Consider the following 16719-nt stretch of genomic DNA (forward strand, 5'->3'; position numbering starts at 1 on the left):
CGGCCCGAGATGCAGGCGAGTTGGGTGATGAATTCGACCCGGTTGCGGCATCCGTTTCGGTACGCCAGCGACCCGTTGCCAAGGTCGGTCTCGGCGCGCACACCGATGTCGGTGGTGGCGCGTGCGCGGTTAATTGGTACTGGGCACCATCGACCTTGCGGCCGAGCCCCTCCAACGCCGCGAGAACCGCAACAGCTTCAGCATCGTCGAGGTGACCGAACCGCACATCGTCAAACGCTGCCGCCAGAATGGCACCGGCCTGAGCCACCGCTTCAACGCGAGAACCCTGCGGCATCGAGCCGGCTGTGGCGGGCGGGGCGGTGAGGGTCATGGCGTCGGTGCCTCCTTCACCACAAGTATAGACCAAATCGCCCCTAAACACGAGCAAATCTCATAATTAAATTGACGCAGGTTCAGAATTTTTTCTAAGACGTGCCAGCGAAACGCGACCCCCTGCGTCGTGAGAAATGCCGCGCGGATGGTTGCCACCGATGATGTCGCACCGGTGCGCCTGCGTGGCGCGCCAGATTTCGGGCAACGCAACCTGCGGATTGTGGGCAACGCCAGCGAAGCACGACGCGATGACCCGCATTCTCACGGACTGCCCCGATAAGTGGGCTACGGAGATCACCTTGACGGCGACGGCGACGGCGTCGGCTGCGAAAGCTGACCCCGCCCGCTCAGAACCCGCGACGCCCGGCGAACAGCGCGTGCAACAGGGGCGCGACCGACGCGACTATGAGTACGGTGCCCAGCACCGCGTCATCCGCTCGCAGTAGTACTCCGGCAATGAGCAGTGCGCCGAACAACAGCGCCGACACGGTTTGCCGTGCGGTGCGCTCGAGTCGGGTGATGCGTTTCTCGAGACTCGGCGTAGCGACAGTAATGGAGCCGTCCTCGAACTGGGTGATGAGCTCGTCGAGTCGCTTCGGCAGACGAACGGCAATGCCGACGGTCTCCATGGCCTGCTTCGCGAAGTCCTGCACGAGGTTGCCGCTCTCGTCGCGCAGCAGCTGCGCGGCGTAGGGCTCGACCGAATCCCAGAGGTTGAACGCGGGATTGAGTGCGCTGGACACCCCGGACGTGAGTGACATCGCCCGAATGATGAGCAGAAAGTTCTCGGGCAGCTGGAACGGCAGTGAGCGCACAACGTCGCCGAACTGCACCGCGAAGTCGCGGAACTCCCGCGGGTCGACCTCGCGCAGCTCGGCGAATCCCATGCCGCCGAACCGGGCGAACAGGGTCGTCATCGCCCGCTCGAGCTCGCTGGTCTCGGCCGACGGCAGCAGTACGCCGACGTCGCGCATGGCATTGACCAGGCCGCGGCCGTCACGCGACGCGGCGGCGATCAGCAGCTTGCGCAGGCCGCTGCGGGTGCTGGTGGGTACTTCGCCCATCATGCCGAAGTCGATGAAGGTCAGCTTCCACCCGCCCTCAGCATCAGGCGTTACGAAGATGTTGCCGGGGTGCGGATCGGCGTGAAAAAACCCCTTCGTAAACAGCTGGTCGAACATGACCGCCGCGAAGACCGGGGCCACCTCCACCGGGTCAATGCCCGCAGCCACGAGGGCGTCAACATCGGTGATCTTGATCGCCGTGACGTCTTCGAGGGTGAGCACCCGGCGGGTGGTGCGTTCCCAGACCACGCTGGGCACACCCACCCGGTCGTCGTCGGTGAAGGCCTCGGCGAAGCGCACGGAGCTCGCGGCCTCGTGCAGGTAGTCGATCTCCTCGAGGCTGGTGAGCGCGAACTCCTCCACCAGCGCCGGCATGTCGACCCGCCGGGAGACCAGCTTCACGTGACTGAGCCAGCCACCCACCTTGCGCAGGGCCGCCAGGTCGACGTCGATGATCTCGTCGATGCCCGGTCGCTGAATCTTCACGATGACCGTGTCGAGACCGGTGTCGGCGGCATCGATGGGGTTCAGCCGCGCCCGGTGCGCCTGCCCGAGGGAAGCCGCGGCCACCGGCGTCTCGTCGACCATGGTGAACGCGCGCTCGAGCGGCATACCCAGCTCCGCCTCGGCGGCGGCGCGAATGGCCCCGAATGGCACGGGGGCCACCTCGTCTTGCAGTCCCTCGAGCTCCTTGGTGATCTCGGGCGGCAGCACGTCGAGGCGCGAGGACATGAACTGCCCGACCTTGATCATGAGACCGCCGAGGTCGGCCGCGAGCACGTGGAAACCCTGGGCGAAGCGTCGCATCCGCTTGGAGCGTGTGCGTTCAGCTATTTTCACCAGCCCGATGCGAGGCAGGAACAACTCGAACCACCACGTGATCGCCAGATACCAGCTGGCAAAACGCAGAATGCGGCGGTAGCGGGCGCGCATGTTGCCCGCGCCCGAAGTCGAATCGTAGCTACCTCGCCGAACCAGTGGCACCCCGTCAGTCCTGGGCGAGGATCGAGTAGAGCTTGCGACGCGCGTCGTCGAGCACCGTGACGGCCTCTTTGATCTGCTCCGGCGAGCCGGTGCGCCCGACCTGGGCGGCCGCCTGGGCGAGCTCGATACCGGCTTTGGGCAGGGCCGCATGGCCGTGGCCAGAAGTCGACGTCGTGGCTCCCCACGGTGCGCTCGTATCGGCGTCAGCGACAGCCTCGCGACCCTCGTCGGTGAGCGAGTAGATCTTGCGACCGTTGCTCTCCTCGGCGCTGATCAGGCCTTCGTCGGCCAGCAGCTGCAGGGTCGGGTAGACCGAGCCGGCGCTGGGCTTCCAACTGCCGCCGCTGCGCTCCTCGATCTCGTGAATGATCTGGTAGCCGTGCATCGGCTGCTCGGCGAGCAGCGCGAGCACCGCGGTGCGCACCTCACCGCGGCCGGCTCGGGTGCCCGTTTGCTTCTCGAACCGCGAGCGGAACTGTTCCATGGCCTGCCAGATGCCGTCGATGTTGCCAGCGTTGAACCCGCCGGTGGGGAATGAATTGCCCATGATTTGCCTCCTCGGTATGAAGTGCTAACGATATACAGCGATAGGCCAACGATACCTAGCGATGGCCGCGAGCGATACACCCAAAACGGATGCTCAGGGCTGGCTCCCAGACAGGCCAGCCGTCACGCGCGACCCTGTCTCAGACGCTGCGCGCGTGCGCTCGCGCCAGCATCCGCTGTGCACGTGCGCGTCGAAAGAGCAGGAGAAAGACCACGACGGCTGCGGCACCGACGGCACTGGCCAGCCACATGTACCAGGCCTGCCCGGCCAGGGTGAAGAGCAGCGCACCGATCGTGCCCACCAGGGCCAGGAAGGCCAGGGTGAGATAGCGATCGTCAGCCCGCGCAAACGGATTCCGCACCTCGAGTGCCGGCTCGGTCACCGGCTCCCATACGACGACGAAGAACGTGGCGACGGGCCCGAGAAACAGCGAGACCACGAACCAGTTCCAGCGGGAGCGGTTCTTCTGCTCGGCCAGGCCCGCATTCACCAGGGCCAGCACGAACCAACCGCCGCCACTGAGCCACCAGTTGCCTTGCTGCGGAGCCTGATAGACGATGTCGCTCACGAAGTTATGCATGCGTCATGCTCCCACGAATGGCGGCAGCGCGCTGATGCAATACGACCAGCGGACGCGACCTAGCCGTGCAATACAGTTCAGCGCACCACCCGATAGGTGACGGCGCTGACCTGTTCCAGGGTGAGGTCATCCAGCCCTGTCAACAACGGCTCACCGGCACCCAGCACCGCCGTCGCGATATGCAGGCGCAGTTCGTCGATCGCTCCTGTGCTCGGTCTGCGCTCGTGTCCGTGGCGCGTGAAGGCTGCGGATCGAGCCCTGACCACACTCAGAATGCAGGGGCACACTTACCTATCCCGTGCAAACAGCGTCTTTGAAACGATCCAATTGCACCTGAATGCTCAGGGCATTGCTCTTTCCCCCGAGTTGTTTGAAGGCGGCATCACTCAGTTCTCTCACTTCCAGCATGCTGGCTGTGGTCGGGTCCAGCCCTGCGATATTATTCACCAGGATCAGAAGTGATTTCTCGTCGAGGGGCTCATCCGACGTCGAAAGATCAATCACCGTCTGGCATGAGACTGTCAACGCGTCGTCCCTCAGGGCACCCGGCTCACGCAAAGGCGCGGCCCAACGCCGCAAAATGTCATCGCTGGATTCCGCCGCTGTCGTTTGAGCCTTTACCAGCACGCTGACCTCGGACGGGCTCCGGCCCAAGGCTCTCGCCACGTCGTCGAGCAATTGCGCGCCCGTTCGCGCTCCTCCACATGCGGTAAGCACCGCCACGAGAACAACCGTCATCACCGCTCCGACCGATGTCCGCAACAGCCGCTTTCTGGGCCGCCCGAAATTGACATCCTCGTATGGTTTCATCGGATTGCCTTCCGTGATGTGGTTTGGAACGTCCGTGTTCCGGTACTGCCTGCCAGGCACGTGTGGCGCCGATATTGGCAGCACACAAGCCCAGTGTCAAGGTCACGCCCGCAGTGTTTAGCAAAAATCAGAAAGTTGCCTGCTTGCCCCGCGCCGGAGCTGCACCGAACCCTCGCGATGCAGTAGCGAGTAAATCCGTACGCTGTCGTCCCTCGCCGACTTTCATCTATTGGGTCAAATCGTCTTCGATCCCGGGCCCGCACGACAAGCGGTGCTGTCCGCCGCCGGCAAGGCCGCACCCGAAATCGAGTCGCGATAGGGCGATGTCACGCAGTGGCCCAGGTCGAGAATCTCGGCGACCCGGCAGCAGCTACCTGAGAGAATAGAACCATCATGAAGACCCTCCTCAACATCATCTGGCTCGTGCTTTCGGGCTTCTGGCTGTTCCTCGGCTACATGCTGGCTGCCGTAATCATGTGCATTTTCATCGTGACGATCCCGTGGGGAATCGCGGCGGCGCGCATCGGCGTCTACGCGCTCTGGCCGTTCGGCAAGACTGTGGCGGAGGCGCCGGGCGCTGGCGTCGGGTCTCTTCTGGGCAACGTCGTCTGGGTAATTCTGGCCGGCTGGTGGATCGCCTTAGAGCACCTACTCTCTGGCATCGCTCTCTGCGTGACGATCATCGGCATCCCGTTCGGCATTGCCAACTTCAAGCTGATCCCGGTCGCGCTCATGCCGCTTGGCAAGCAGATCGTCGACACGCCCTAGCAAAGCGGATGCCGCCCGCTCCGGCACGGAATCGCAGGGAGCAGGCGACAGGCACGACTCTGGTCAGTAAGCGATCGGCTCCCGCGCAGCCACCGGGCGCTGTTCCGACGAGTCAACGGCCGCGTTGAACGCATTCTGCACGATGGGCATGCCGAGCTCAAACGGAGCAGTCGAGATCGCCATACGATCGACGCAATCTTTCTACGCAATCCCACCATTGCGCTGATCGAGCCCGCCGAGATCGCCATACGACCGACGCTTCTGTGTCTGCGGGGAATTCTTCGGCAGTGACGTGGCGAAGGCTCGTTCAAACGCGGCAGCGTCCTTCGAGCGGATGCCGTAGAGCCGACTCACCCACTCCCCCACGTGCAGCTCGATCCGGCTCCAGAACAGGCCGCGGGTGACGGCGACAATCTCGACGTCCTCGACCGCGGTCACGATATCGACGCCGCCCAGGGTGACCGTGATGGTGTCGCCGTCGAGTGCGAGTTTCCACTCGCCGGAGCTGGTGAGGACCTTGCCCCAGGCGGATGGCTGCCAAGTCGGCGGCATGCTGGCTGTCCTCTCGCTAGCTCGACGCATTCGATCCCGTTGCAGGGTGAACGGCTGAATGGTCGTGCATTCCAACAATCGTCCTGAATACCCGGGGCGGGCTTTAATCCGCACTCCGCACTCTAGCCAACACGTAGCCGCCCCGCGGCCCTCGGACAGGGCTGATTTAGGGAGGTTCTGGCGCATCAGACCGCCTCGGCTTCGTGGATGGAGAGCTCTAGGCGGCGCAGCCGTCGGCGAGCGCGCGGTGCCGGGGGAAAGTCGCGGGCCAGGTGCAGAGGCTGATCCCCGGAACGGTAATCAGGTAGCCGGCGTGGCCAAGTTCCGCGAGGGGAAAGCGAACGTCGAAGGCGGCGTTGTGGGCCACGATAACGCGGCCGTCGAGCAGCACCACGCGCTACTCGTACACGTCCCGGCGATGGCCGACAGTGACCACGACCACCACAAGGATGTCGTTGCGGATGGTGTAGATAATCCGATAGCTGCCCACGCGCACCCGATAGCCGTCCCGCCCCTGCAACGCTCTCGCCCCGGGCGGCCGAGGGTCTTCGCCCAGCAGGGCGATGGCGCCTTGTACCCGACCGCGGTCCTGCGGATCAATGCGTCGCAGGGCCTTGACCGCTGCCGGGCGCAATTCGATCCGGTATTTGCTCACATCCAGCCTAGATCCGCTTTGACCTGCTCCCAGGGAATGTTGTCGCCCTCGTCGGCCATCGCCACATCAAACGCCGCGACATCCTCAGCATCCTCAAGCGCTTCTTGCATGCGCGCGTACTGCTCGGGGCTCACCAGCACAGCAGCGATTTTTCCGCGACGCTCCAAGAAGACGGCCTCTGAGCTGGCCTGGGCAATCAACTCTGGTAGGCGCGCCCTGGCGTCGGTGACGCTTGACTTCGACATGCCTCAAATGTACATCAGCGTGATCGCGATGTACATGTGCAGTGCAGATCTGCAGCCGGGCGCACGGTGCTCCGTCGGGTGGCCATGAACTCAGGTTCTGGTTCGCCCTCATAGCCATCGGCTGCTGCGGATGACGTCTGACGGATGATGGGTGCGCGATGGTGGGCGCCGGTCAAGCCGAGGGGGCCCGCCAAAGGCCCTAAATCGGTCATGGCGAGCCTCCCGTTCGCGGCGATCGCCGTCCTCGGGCGACCACTCGACCAGCCTTAGCAGCTAGGGCCCCGAGCTTTGCTAGGGCTTCTCGACCTTTTTGCCCCTCGCCGGCTTCGGCGATGTCTCATCCGGTCGGATGGGCGCCTCCGGGGCCGGCATCATGGAGCTGTACCGCTCTTCGTCGTCGAACATGCGCTTGGTCTTGCCGCGCACGTCTTTCACGTAACGCCCCATCGAGGCGCTCATGTTCGACACCGCGTCGGTACTCGCCATGAAAGTCATCGAACTGCCGGCGTCAAAGCCCAGGCGCTCCCCCGACAGCACGGCGTCTTGGTTGGCCCCGAGAAACATGAAGTCCCAGTTGTACTGCTCTTTCTGACGCGTAACCAGAGTGCGCACGGCTTCGAGGCCGAACTCCCGGCTGGAGTTCTCATCGCCGTCGGTGACGACGACGACCTGCACGGTTTCGGGGCGGGCGTGCTCGGGTAACGCCGCGAGAACCCGGCCGAAGCCGGTGACCGACTGACCGATGGCGTCGAAAAGCGCCGTGGCGCCGCGCGGCTCGAGCGAGATCGTGACGTTCTTCGGGTCGGCCAAGGAGCACTGCGTCTCAATCTCGGTGTCGAACGTGACGATATCAACGGTGAGCAGGCCGGGCTCGGCCGCCTGCTCGGCGAGCATCGTGGTGAGGCCGCCCACCATGTCATCACGGATGCCCGCCATCGAGCCGCTGCGATCGATGACCAGCAGCATGGCGGTGTAGTTCGGATCAGTCATGGTGTTCCCCTCAGAAGTTGCTCCCGGCGGGAACAAGTTGAGTGTGGCAGGAGCCACCGACATGGCTCCATGCACAGCGCAGCACAGCAGTGCGGCGGGGCTCGCGCGATAGCAAACTCCGACGCGGTGAATCGATGTCGTTCCGCGATCAGCGCAGCGGAAACACGCCCGCCAACCGCGCCAGGGCGGCCTCTCCCACGATCGGAATTCCGTAGTCGCGGGCCTTGCGCGCCTTGCCCGAGAGGGAGTCCGGGTCGGCGGCCACGAGCAGCGTGACCTTCTTGGTCACGGCACTCTTCGGGGCGAAGCCGCGGGCCAGCAGCTCCGACTCCCAGTCGCTGCGGGGCCGCATCATCTCGCCGGTCAGCACCACCAGATCGCCCAGGTGCAGTTCGAAGTGCGCGCTGGCCACCACCACGACCGCCGGCTCCGGCTGGTCGAGCGCGGCGCCCCGGGCATCCGCGGAAATGTCGAGCAGGTTGGCGACGTCGACGAGGTCGGCCATCTCATCCGTTGTGAGCACGCCGTCGGCCCAGGCGATGCGGGCGAGCGCGGCGAAATACTCGCCGTGCAGCAGCTCGCAGCGGTGGCGGCTGAGGCCGAGTTCCTCGGCAAGCTGCACGAGCGCCTGCGCTTCGTGCACCGAGAGCTTTCGATCGAGCAGGCAACGATCGAGCAGGGCGAGGTAGTCCTGGTGTTCGGCCGGCCCGGTAATTTCGGGCAGGCGCACACTGATGCGTTCCAGAAAAGCGGATGCCGTCTGCTCGGTCGCAAATTTCGGCCGCGCGTACCACGGGCGCTCCGGCACCGGCAGTGTCGGCCAGCGGTAGGCGGCAGCGCGATCCAGGGCATCGGCCCACAAGATCAGGTCGGCAGCACCGAGAATGTAGTTGCTGAGCAATTGGGCGGTGGCGTAGGTATCAACGGACGCACGGTGGGCGCCGACGAGATCGATGTCGTAGGCGGCACAGCAGTCGGCGAGCGACCGACCGGTTCCGGCCAGAAAATCGCGGGCCAGTTGCATGGTGCAGAGGCTGATCACCGGTTCGGTGACGGGGTAGCCGGCGCGGGCAAGTTCGGCGAGCAGAAACCGCAGGTCGAAGGCGGCGTTGTGGGCGACGACGACGCGGCCGTCGAGTAGCGCCACGAGCTGTGGGGCGACCTCGGCGAAGGTGGGTGCGTTCATGACGTCGGCGGCGCGCACGCGGTGGATGTCCTGGCGCCCGAGGTCACGCCCGGGGTTGATGAGCGTCTCCCACTGGCCTTCGATCTGGCCGGCAGCGCTAAGGTGCACGACGGCTACCTCGATGACCCGGTGGTTGCCGCCTGCGAAGAGTCCGGTGGTCTCGAAGTCGATGACGGCGAAACCGGGCATGGTGCTCCTGAGCTGAATGAGGTGGTCTTCTGACTGTACCGAGGGGGTAGACGCGGGCGCGGCCCACGGATGCGGGGGTGTCAGCGGTTGCGGCGGTACGGCGTGAATGGTTTGCGGTACCCGCCGGCCGGCTTCATAACCGGCACCGACGGGCTTCCATCGAGGGCGAGCGTAGTCTTGCAGCGCGGGTAACGCCGACAGCCGAGAAAAGCCCCGCGTTTACTGGTGCGCTCGACCATGAACCCGCGGCCGCAGCGCGGGCAGACGACCGAGTGCAGCACCTCGCCGATCGCATTCGTGCGCAACACGGCCTGATCACGGATGAGTTCCATTACGAAGCGCGATTCGCGTTTGTTGATGGTGACTAAAAGCACACTGCGGCGGGCGCGGGTCAGCGCCACGTAGAACAGGCGGCGTTCCTCAGCCTTCGGAAATTCCTCGGCAGCCGGCATAGCGAGCCGCAACACCGGGTCGTTCGGAATGGTGCTCGGAAATCCCCATTTTCCCGACACCATGCCGGGTATCACGATGTAGTCGGCCTCTCCTCCTTTCGACGCGTGGATCGTCATGAACGAGATGTCGAGCAGGTCCGCGAGGGGCTTGCAGCCCTCCAAGTAACTGCTCTGGTGGCGATACCGGCCGAGTACGAGCACCGACAGCTTGCGCCCCTGGACGCTGGGGACCTCGCCACTCGCCACGCGGGTATGCAAAGTCGTCAATCGATGACGTACGGCTGCTGCCACGGCATTCTCCGTGTCGACCGTCATTATGTCCACCGTTGGGGCATACTCGGCGGTCGACGAAACGACGCTCTTCGCGATCTGCCCAGGGTTCTGCATGACGAAGGCGCTCGAGACATCCGCTACTGATTGTGGAAAACGAAAGGTGCGCTCGAGACGCATGGTCTCACTCGAGCCGAACCAGTTCTCGAAGCCGGTCATGACCGAGACATCAGCGCCAGCGAAGCGATTGATGCTCTGCCAGTCGTCGCCGACGGCGAACAGATAGCGCCCAGGTGCATTCACGAGCGCACGAGCCAGTCGGGCGCGGGCAAAGCTTGCGTCTTGAAACTCGTCGACCATTACGAGGTCATACGGGCTTAGCCAGTCGCCATCTTCAAGGTGCTGCGCTGACAGCGTCAGCATGTCCTCGAAGTCGATGCAGTCGTCAGCCGTCAGCTGCTCATTCCATTCCCGACGGATGGCCGTAAACAGTCTCAAGAACGACGCGTCGCGGTAGCGCACGGGACCGTGGGCGAGCGCTGCGAGGTTCTCGCTCAGCTGCTCTTCGGTGAGGCAATTGCTTTTGGCGTGGATGAGGAAGGTACGAAATGTGCCCAGCAGGAGTGCGTTCTCGACCGGCTTCTGGCCGACGGCGAGCCGATCGGCGTCGGGCTGCAGGGAGATACCCCGTTCGGTGAGCTCGCCGCCCAGGCGGGTAAGGTCTCGTCCACCCCACAGCTCCGACGTCGTGGTCTCGAGGAGAGTGGTGCCATTTTTGCGGTGGATTTTGCGCTTCCATGCAACGCCCTCGAGATAGCCTTCGAAGGGCGACGAGCCATCCGCATCAATCGCCCAATGCTCGTGGTAAACGTTGATCGCCGGGTAGAAGAAATCAGGGTGGTACTGCCCGTGCGTGGGGTCAGCGGTCTCAACTTCATAGCGCTTCTCGTAGATGTAGTCGACGCCGTTGAAGAACAGCCAGTCAGCGATCATCCGCTCGCCAGCGCTCTTGACGGTTTCGCCGCGCGATGTCTGAAACCCCTCGCTCGCGTCGACCTTCTCCCCGTTATCGTCAGGGTAGTCACGAGCTAGCACCGCGCGAAAGAAGTCCCACTCCGAGCGGAACATGACATCAGTAGCCCGAAGTCGGTCAACGATCCGACCGAGTTGCTGAATGTCCTTGCCACCCTCAAGCCACGGCGCCAGCGACGGCTTCTTACCGGTGGCCTGACCGATGATGTCGAGGCCGAAGGCGTGAAATGTGCGAGCAACAACCTTGTCTGCGTCAAGCCCCAGCAGGGTGAGGCGATCGCGGGTGCGCTGCTGCAACTGTTTGGCTGCCGCCGAGTTGAAGGCGAGCATGAGTATCTTGTCGGCCGGGATGAGATTGCGGTGCAGCGCATATCCGGCTTTGGCGACCATCGTGGAGGTCTTGCCCGACCCCGCAGAGGCGACAACGAGCATCCGGTTGTCGAAGCAGACAACGGCCCGGGTCTGCTCTGGGGTCAGAGGCGACGATTCCACGCTGTCGAAGAATTCCCGACACTCATCCGTTTCACGCTCGAGATGGTTCTGATTTTCACGCGCGATGACGGCAAACACGTCTTCTGACCAGTGAGCAATCGTGTCAGCGATGTCGGCTGGCTGGGCTGCTATATGCGGTCGCAAGGACTTCTCGTCGAGCAGGTGACTGAAGCCGACGGCAGATTTGCGCGCGGCCCATTCGGTGCTGAATTCCCTGGTGATCCAGCCCATAGTGCGCAGGTGTTCGGTGAGCGCAGCAGTGAAGCTGTCGAGCCAGAGTGTCGCCTGGCGGGCTGCCGCTTCGAACTCGGCGGCGAGCTGCCGAAGCTGTAACGACTGCCGTGCTGCGGTGAAAGCGTGCTCAAACGCGGCGGCATCTTTCGAGCGGATGCCGCGGAGCCGGTCTACCCGCTCCCCCACCTGCAGCTCGATCTGGCTCCAGAACATGCCGCGGGTGACGACCACCGTCTCGATGTCCTCGACGGCGGTCGCGATGGAGGCACCGGCAACGGTCACCGTGACGATGTCGTCGTGGAAGGCGAGTTGCCAGTCACCGGATCCGGTGAGCGCCTTGCCCCAGGCGGAGGGCTGCCAGGTTTCGAGGTCGTGTTTGGTCATCGGGTTTTGCGCATGAGCTTGATCGTGCGCCCAATGAATGCGATGAGTGAAATCGGAATCGTGAAAATGAGAAAGGTCTGGGCCAGGGAACTCATAGCTGAAATCGAGGCTGCAGAAACGTCCGAAGCACCCAACCCGTATTGCCGGGCGAGGTACCCCGCGCCCGCCACAACAATGGTGAAGCCAAGAGCCATCCAGAACAATTTCAGGCCGTTGTGCCGAAGTACCTGAACGATGCCGTCAAGCATCCACGAGGCAGCAAATGGCAAGACACCCGCCCACAGCATTACGGCAGCGATCCCAGCAAACTGGGACACAATCACGGAAGAAATAATGGTCGACCCCCTAAAACCATATTCACGTCTACTTTCCCAGTCGGGCAACGTTTGTGAAGCAAGCGGACCTGGCCGCTTCGGGCTTTGACACATGCTTCGAACTGTAACTACTCATCGGCCTCAGGCTTGGCCAAGGGATGGGTACCTCATCCAATGAACACGCACATCTGTGGAGCAGCCCCATTCCTACTGGCATAGTGATTTGCTCATTCGCCGTCGCCGTCGCCGACAACAAGTGCAGTAATCGTTTCGCGGCTAGTCAAGCCCTCCAGCCCGCATCTACGCAGGTACTCGTAGGTTCCGTCGTAGAACTCGGATGCACGCGTAGGGTCGCTCGCATCTCCCATTGGCACAAAAATGACCATTCCTTGGCGAGCTCTGGTAAGGAGTACGCGATAGGCGTTCTCTAAAAATCGTTGGCTGCTGGCACTACGGCGGGCCTGCCAAGCCGTTCCCTTGAACTGCCAGTGTTTAAACTCTTTCCCGGTATGACGCAGGTCCGCGTCCCAACCGATGAGGGACCAGTCGAGCTCCAAACCCTGAATGTCGAACTCTGTTGCGACGAGCTCCATAGCATCGCTCGAACGGACATCCAATGGTTCGTTGAGGAACCACTGCGCCGGTTCAAGGCGATTCGACGCGTGAATTCCATAAGGTCGCAGCCGCATTCCGCCCGAGGAGGCGAGAACGCCGCGCGATTCTGTTCCGCGATTCTGGTGAACTAGCCAGGCGCGAGCATCGCCAATGTCTCGAGTAATATATATGGGATAGTCCGCCTGGAATTTCCGATATTCAATTTGAGCCAAGCCTGGCTCATTGTTAATCAAATAATGAACCATGCGTGAAAGGTATTCGGCCCGAAAGGACCGCATCGACGTCGATAGATGAAGCCCCGGCCTTGATTCTGCGACTCGTACGTCTGACGCAAGCTCAGCAAAGTCAAGGTCCCCTCCATCGTAGGCATCGTCTGACAATTGGGAAGAGAAGTACACATCCCATTCGGGATACTTCAGCTTAAGGGCGTCGAACCAGCCCGGCAGACCGACCTCGCCAGTGTTGATTTCTTGTCCACCCCCAATCAGAGCAACAACAACGCACCAATCGACGTGCCGATCCATTACTCCTATCAGGAATTCCGGCTCGGACATATCGAAGTCCACAATGCCCTTCTTCTGCGACATGAATTTGACGGTCTGAGCCTTGTCCCAGGCCCTTTGCGCTTCATCGAAAACTACGACGCGCTCACGTGGCGCCTTTGGGTCGCGCATCGTTTCATCCCGGAAGTGGTGAACATTTTGAATGAATCGTTCAGTTTCTCGCCGCGCACTGGTAATGGATGCCTCAGGGTTACGGATCTTAGTATCGCGGGCCAGCGCCTCCCGAAGTACCGTCACTAACGGCCCGTTGCCTGACAGAAAAACCGCCAAGTCCTGTTCAAGTTGTTGGTCCTCACTGTCGAGAACCGTTGCAATATTCAGGCCAGCGAGGGTTTTGCCCGATCCCGGCACTCCAGTGACAAAGCAGATACTCTTCCTGCCCCGTTTGCGAGAGCTTCGCACTACTTCCTGAATTGTTTCAGTTGTCAGCGACAGATTTTCAGCCGTCGCTCCACTCCGGCTAATTTCGACAACGCTGTGGTTTGCATACAAATATTGCGCCGCTTCAATAATCGTCGGGGTGGGGTTATATGTTCCACCCGCCCATTGCGTGGCGTCAATAGGCGCTAGGTTGGCTTCTCCTGTAACACTCGAAAGAATCCACCCGAGATTGTGGCCGTTTGAGAGAATTGGCGCCGCTACTTTGTCTTCGTTGAAGACGAGTTCCACTTCCCGTACCTGCGCACGCGTGCAAATCAGCACAGGAATAATAGGCACGTTTTCGCTGGTGCTATGGAAATTCTTTAGATCAATTGCGTAACCCTCCGCCTGTCGTATGTCAGCGGCGTCAAAATTCTCTGCCCCGACCTTGAATTCAAGTACGAAGATTGCCGAGTCCTTAACAACAACGACGTCGGCTCGCCGGCCAACTCGCGGAATTGAGAACTCAAAATACACATCGCCCAGCGGATCCACTGCGAGCTCTCGTTTGAGGATTTCGATCTGCTGCTGCCATGCCACAAGCTGCGTTTGCTCGACATTTCTTGCGTCCGCAATCAATCGCCCGAGAACAGTGCTTGAGGCCTCTCGAAGATACTCATGGACAGGCGCTGAATAGTAGGCGCGTGCAATTGTTCGGCTCAAGCGGTCCCCCATTTATTCGCATCAAGCAGTGATTTAGCTTTGCACACCCTACTTAGTCACCAAGGTGCCACGTATATGACCCGTCATTCCAATTCACTGTCGCAGAAAATCTGTAACCGCTAGCTGTTCCGTCAGCATTTTCCGTGCTAATCGCTATGCAGGAATATGTTGTAGTGAGCGCCGTGAGATCGTCCGTGGAGCCACCTCCGAGTGGCGTGCAAGACGACCGCAGGATAGGGCCTTCGAGAGTCTCCTCACTGACCTTTTTCTGGGCGTCCGTGGTGATTGAACCTTCGACTTCACCCACCATCGATAGACGAACTGCCCGCTCGGCATCATCGGCCACTTCTTGGGCTTTTACCGATGCGGCCAATCGCGCTGCCGCACTCTCCTTTTCGACTTTTGCTGCTTTCGCAGACGCTTCGGCGGCTACGACTTCATCATTGTGCGCGATAGTCATTGCAATCGCCGCGCTGGCCCCACCGAGCAGCACCACGGCAGCAATGACGATTGCTGTCACCCGCACTCTTCGGTTTTTCCACGCATTCACTTTGAGAAAGCCCTTGCCGCAATTAGGACAGAATTCCCCCTGGGTCTGAGACTGAACGCTGCAGGAGGAACAAACTCTTGTTAGGGAGGACTCGCTACCGACGCGTCCCTCGGGCACTTCCAGGTCTGGCTGGTCAGCCAGAGAATTGTGATTGTCGTCAGGCGATTTCAACAGTTCATCAGGCACTTGAGCAGTTTCTTGTTCGGGCATATTTTTACCCTATAAGTACGGAAATTGGTCCCACGGCGATTGCCACATGCTTCTGCACCCAGTTCGGGGCGTAATGCTTCTAACGAGCAACGCTAGTCGAATGTTGAGGAGTTCAGATAGAGCCATCGTTCTTCACGATGCCGGGCAGCCGATTTAGACGTCGTCGGCCGTGGCCACGATTGCCCGCATGTCTGTCCACGCCGACTGCAGCATCGGTGTGACATCGGTGCCGTTCACCATCACTGTCCCAACCTGCACCACGACGGAGTTCGTGTGCGCCTGATACCGTCCATGCACTTTGACATCAGCCGGCGACCATTCCTTGGCCAGGGTCACCCAGTTATCTATGACGAGCACGAATAGACATACGTCATATCCATCAGACCTGATCGCGGAGAAGATCTGCGATGGGCTGGTATCCGCGACGACGTTCCGCACTTTCACCTGCACGCGACGACCGTCACCGGCGAGCAGATCATACGACTTGGCGGAGTCCTTCTCCAGGATGCCGTCGTAGGCGATCGAGGCCGCGTACTCGGCGAGGTCAACAACCGGGGCGTTCTTCGTGCGAATAAGTCCGCGCTGGCGGAGTTCGTCAAGGATGCCGGAATAGGTGTCGATCAGTTCCCCGACACTCAAACTGTGCAGCTCAGAGTTGGTCATTTTGAGATCTTGTCAGACATTCTCAGCTGCGGTTGAAGACACACGCTCAGGCCCGAGCAGCCCGCAGAACCTCGATGAACGCCCGCGTGCAGGCTGTCTGGCGCTGCCCAGGCAGGTAAGCGATGGAAATATTGCGGGTCACCGTAGGCGTGAGTGGAATGTGCGCGAGGTCGGCGAATTGCATCATCGGCAGCACCATGCCGGGAACAGCCGTGATGCCGAGGCCGGCGGCCACCAGTCCGGCCACAGCACCCACATTCTCCGCGGGAATGATCGAGCCGAGTTGTGCGCCGGCATCGGCAAGGGCGCGCCGGGCGATGCTCTCAATGCTGCTGTCGGGGCCGAATGCAATGAAGGCCTCGCCGGCCAGCTCCTGCCAGCCGACCGAGGCACGCAACGCGAAACGGTGGGTACGCGGAACAGAGCAATAAAACGAGTCTGTGCCGATGGGTTCCTGATTCAGTCCTGCCAGCGGACCGGTGGTGGCGACCACCGCCATGTCAACCGTGCCGGCGCGCACCTCAGCGAGTGTGTTCGCGAGCAGACCGTCTTTGATTGAGACCCGCACGCCCGGGTTCGCCTGCCGAAATGCCAGAACGTGCGGCGGGAGAAAGGTCGCGGCGATGGAGGGAAGGCACGCGATGGAGACCGAACCGCGATCGCCGGTGAGAAAACTCTCGATGTCGCGCATTCCCGCGTCGAACCCGAGCAGAATACGGCGGGCGTGTTCGGCGACCTCCCGCCCATCGGCGGTGGCGTGCACGCTGCGTGTTGTGCGCACGAACAGGCTCACGTTCAGACGTTGTTCCGCATCGGCGATCGTGCGACTGAGTGCGGATTGCGCGAGGCCGAGCGACCGTGCAGCGGCCGTGAAGCTACCGCAGTCGGCAAGGGCGACGACGCCACGCAGATGCGAGACCGTCAGATTTATGCTCATTTGCATGAGTTTATGCC

Annotated in this window: 20 protein-coding genes; 2 read left to right on the top strand and 18 right to left on the bottom strand. The window is 61.9% G+C overall.

Features of this window, described 5'->3' with window-relative positions; all coding sequences use genetic code 11:
• On the bottom strand, nucleotides 1-331 hold a 331-nt coding region (locus BLS91_RS02260; RefSeq protein WP_139165806.1), incomplete at its 3' end, for a hypothetical protein.
• A gap of 282 nt (nucleotides 332-613) precedes the next feature.
• On the opposite strand from BLS91_RS02260, the gene BLS91_RS21105 reads away from it, so the two are divergent.
• Complete coding sequence (locus BLS91_RS21105; RefSeq protein WP_134505180.1) at nucleotides 614-670, top strand: excalibur calcium-binding domain-containing protein; 57 nt, start codon at nucleotides 614-616, stop codon at nucleotides 668-670.
• Between the two features lie 10 nt (nucleotides 671-680).
• Here BLS91_RS21105 and BLS91_RS02265 read toward each other — a convergent pair whose 3' ends face one another.
• From BLS91_RS02265 to BLS91_RS02285, 5 genes are all read right to left on the bottom strand, one after another.
• Nucleotides 681-2330, bottom strand: a complete 1650-nt coding sequence (locus BLS91_RS02265; RefSeq protein ID WP_092338835.1) for an ABC1 kinase family protein — start codon at nucleotides 2328-2330, stop codon at nucleotides 681-683.
• Between the two features lie 55 nt (nucleotides 2331-2385).
• Nucleotides 2386-2928 (bottom strand): PadR family transcriptional regulator, encoded by a 543-nt coding sequence (locus tag BLS91_RS02270; protein ID WP_092338837.1) that lies wholly within the window; start codon nucleotides 2926-2928, stop codon nucleotides 2386-2388.
• A 139-nt stretch (nucleotides 2929-3067) separates the two neighbouring features.
• A complete protein-coding gene (locus tag BLS91_RS20280; RefSeq protein ID WP_198412725.1) occupies nucleotides 3068-3508 on the bottom strand; it encodes a hypothetical protein in 441 nt (146 codons plus the stop codon).
• Between the two features lie 77 nt (nucleotides 3509-3585).
• The gene (locus tag BLS91_RS19485; protein ID WP_174774959.1) at nucleotides 3586-3774 is read right to left on the bottom strand and encodes a hypothetical protein; all 189 of its coding nucleotides are present in this window, start codon (nucleotides 3772-3774) and stop codon (nucleotides 3586-3588) included.
• Between the two features lie 25 nt (nucleotides 3775-3799).
• Nucleotides 3800-4318, bottom strand: coding sequence for a hypothetical protein (locus tag BLS91_RS02285; RefSeq protein ID WP_104089785.1), 519 nt, complete (start codon nucleotides 4316-4318; stop codon nucleotides 3800-3802).
• 393 nt (nucleotides 4319-4711) lie between these two features.
• On the opposite strand from BLS91_RS02285, the gene BLS91_RS02290 reads away from it, so the two are divergent.
• On the top strand, nucleotides 4712-5086 hold the full coding sequence (locus tag BLS91_RS02290; RefSeq protein WP_092338842.1) for a YccF domain-containing protein: 375 nt from the start codon (nucleotides 4712-4714) through the stop codon (nucleotides 5084-5086).
• 201 nt (nucleotides 5087-5287) lie between these two features.
• On the opposite strand, the gene BLS91_RS02295 is transcribed toward BLS91_RS02290, so the two are convergent.
• The 12 genes from BLS91_RS02295 to BLS91_RS02340 all read right to left on the bottom strand — a co-directional run bounded on the left by BLS91_RS02295 (nucleotide 5288) and on the right by BLS91_RS02340 (nucleotide 16702).
• Nucleotides 5288-5638, bottom strand: coding sequence for a hypothetical protein (locus tag BLS91_RS02295; protein WP_158252725.1), 351 nt, complete (start codon nucleotides 5636-5638; stop codon nucleotides 5288-5290).
• Nucleotides 5639-5855: 217 nt separating this feature from the next.
• Complete coding sequence (locus tag BLS91_RS19835) at nucleotides 5856-6032, bottom strand: PolC-type DNA polymerase III domain-containing protein (protein ID WP_159433813.1); 177 nt, start codon at nucleotides 6030-6032, stop codon at nucleotides 5856-5858.
• Between the two features lie 3 nt (nucleotides 6033-6035).
• Nucleotides 6036-6293 carry a type II toxin-antitoxin system RelE family toxin gene (locus BLS91_RS02300; protein WP_092338846.1) on the bottom strand — a complete coding sequence of 86 codons (258 nt, stop codon included), beginning with the start codon at nucleotides 6291-6293 and terminating at the stop codon, nucleotides 6036-6038.
• Nucleotides 6290-6538: a type II toxin-antitoxin system Phd/YefM family antitoxin gene (locus BLS91_RS02305; protein ID WP_092338848.1), complete on the bottom strand. Its 249-nt coding sequence runs from the start codon at nucleotides 6536-6538 to the stop codon at nucleotides 6290-6292. The genes BLS91_RS02300 and BLS91_RS02305 overlap by 4 nt, the downstream gene beginning before the upstream one ends.
• A gap of 291 nt (nucleotides 6539-6829) precedes the next feature.
• Nucleotides 6830-7528 (bottom strand): vWA domain-containing protein, encoded by a 699-nt coding sequence (locus tag BLS91_RS02310; RefSeq protein WP_092338850.1) that lies wholly within the window; start codon nucleotides 7526-7528, stop codon nucleotides 6830-6832.
• Between the two features lie 148 nt (nucleotides 7529-7676).
• A complete protein-coding gene (locus tag BLS91_RS02315) occupies nucleotides 7677-8903 on the bottom strand; it encodes an exonuclease domain-containing protein (RefSeq protein ID WP_092338852.1) in 1227 nt (408 codons plus the stop codon).
• A gap of 80 nt (nucleotides 8904-8983) precedes the next feature.
• Complete coding sequence (locus BLS91_RS02320) at nucleotides 8984-11767, bottom strand: UvrD-helicase domain-containing protein (RefSeq protein ID WP_092338854.1); 2784 nt, start codon at nucleotides 11765-11767, stop codon at nucleotides 8984-8986.
• The gene (locus tag BLS91_RS02325; protein WP_092338855.1) at nucleotides 11764-12090 is read right to left on the bottom strand and encodes a hypothetical protein; all 327 of its coding nucleotides are present in this window, start codon (nucleotides 12088-12090) and stop codon (nucleotides 11764-11766) included. The genes BLS91_RS02320 and BLS91_RS02325 overlap by 4 nt, the downstream gene beginning before the upstream one ends.
• 218 nt (nucleotides 12091-12308) lie before the next feature.
• Nucleotides 12309-14342 carry a DUF2075 domain-containing protein gene (locus BLS91_RS02330; RefSeq protein WP_198412723.1) on the bottom strand — a complete coding sequence of 678 codons (2034 nt, stop codon included), beginning with the start codon at nucleotides 14340-14342 and terminating at the stop codon, nucleotides 12309-12311.
• 52 nt (nucleotides 14343-14394) lie between these two features.
• Nucleotides 14395-15102 carry a hypothetical protein gene (locus tag BLS91_RS19490; protein WP_134505178.1) on the bottom strand — a complete coding sequence of 236 codons (708 nt, stop codon included), beginning with the start codon at nucleotides 15100-15102 and terminating at the stop codon, nucleotides 14395-14397.
• Nucleotides 15103-15255: 153 nt separating this feature from the next.
• On the bottom strand, nucleotides 15256-15765 hold the full coding sequence (locus BLS91_RS02335) for a hypothetical protein (RefSeq protein ID WP_092338859.1): 510 nt from the start codon (nucleotides 15763-15765) through the stop codon (nucleotides 15256-15258).
• 46 nt (nucleotides 15766-15811) lie between these two features.
• Entirely contained in the window at nucleotides 15812-16702 is an 891-nt protein-coding gene (locus BLS91_RS02340; protein WP_167552409.1) for a LysR family transcriptional regulator, read from the bottom strand.
• Nucleotides 16703-16719: the final 17 nt, after the last annotated feature.

Origin of the sequence: Cryobacterium flavum, assembly GCF_900103805.1 — a bacterium.
Taxonomy (GTDB): Bacteria; Actinomycetota; Actinomycetes; order Actinomycetales; family Microbacteriaceae; genus Cryobacterium; species Cryobacterium flavum.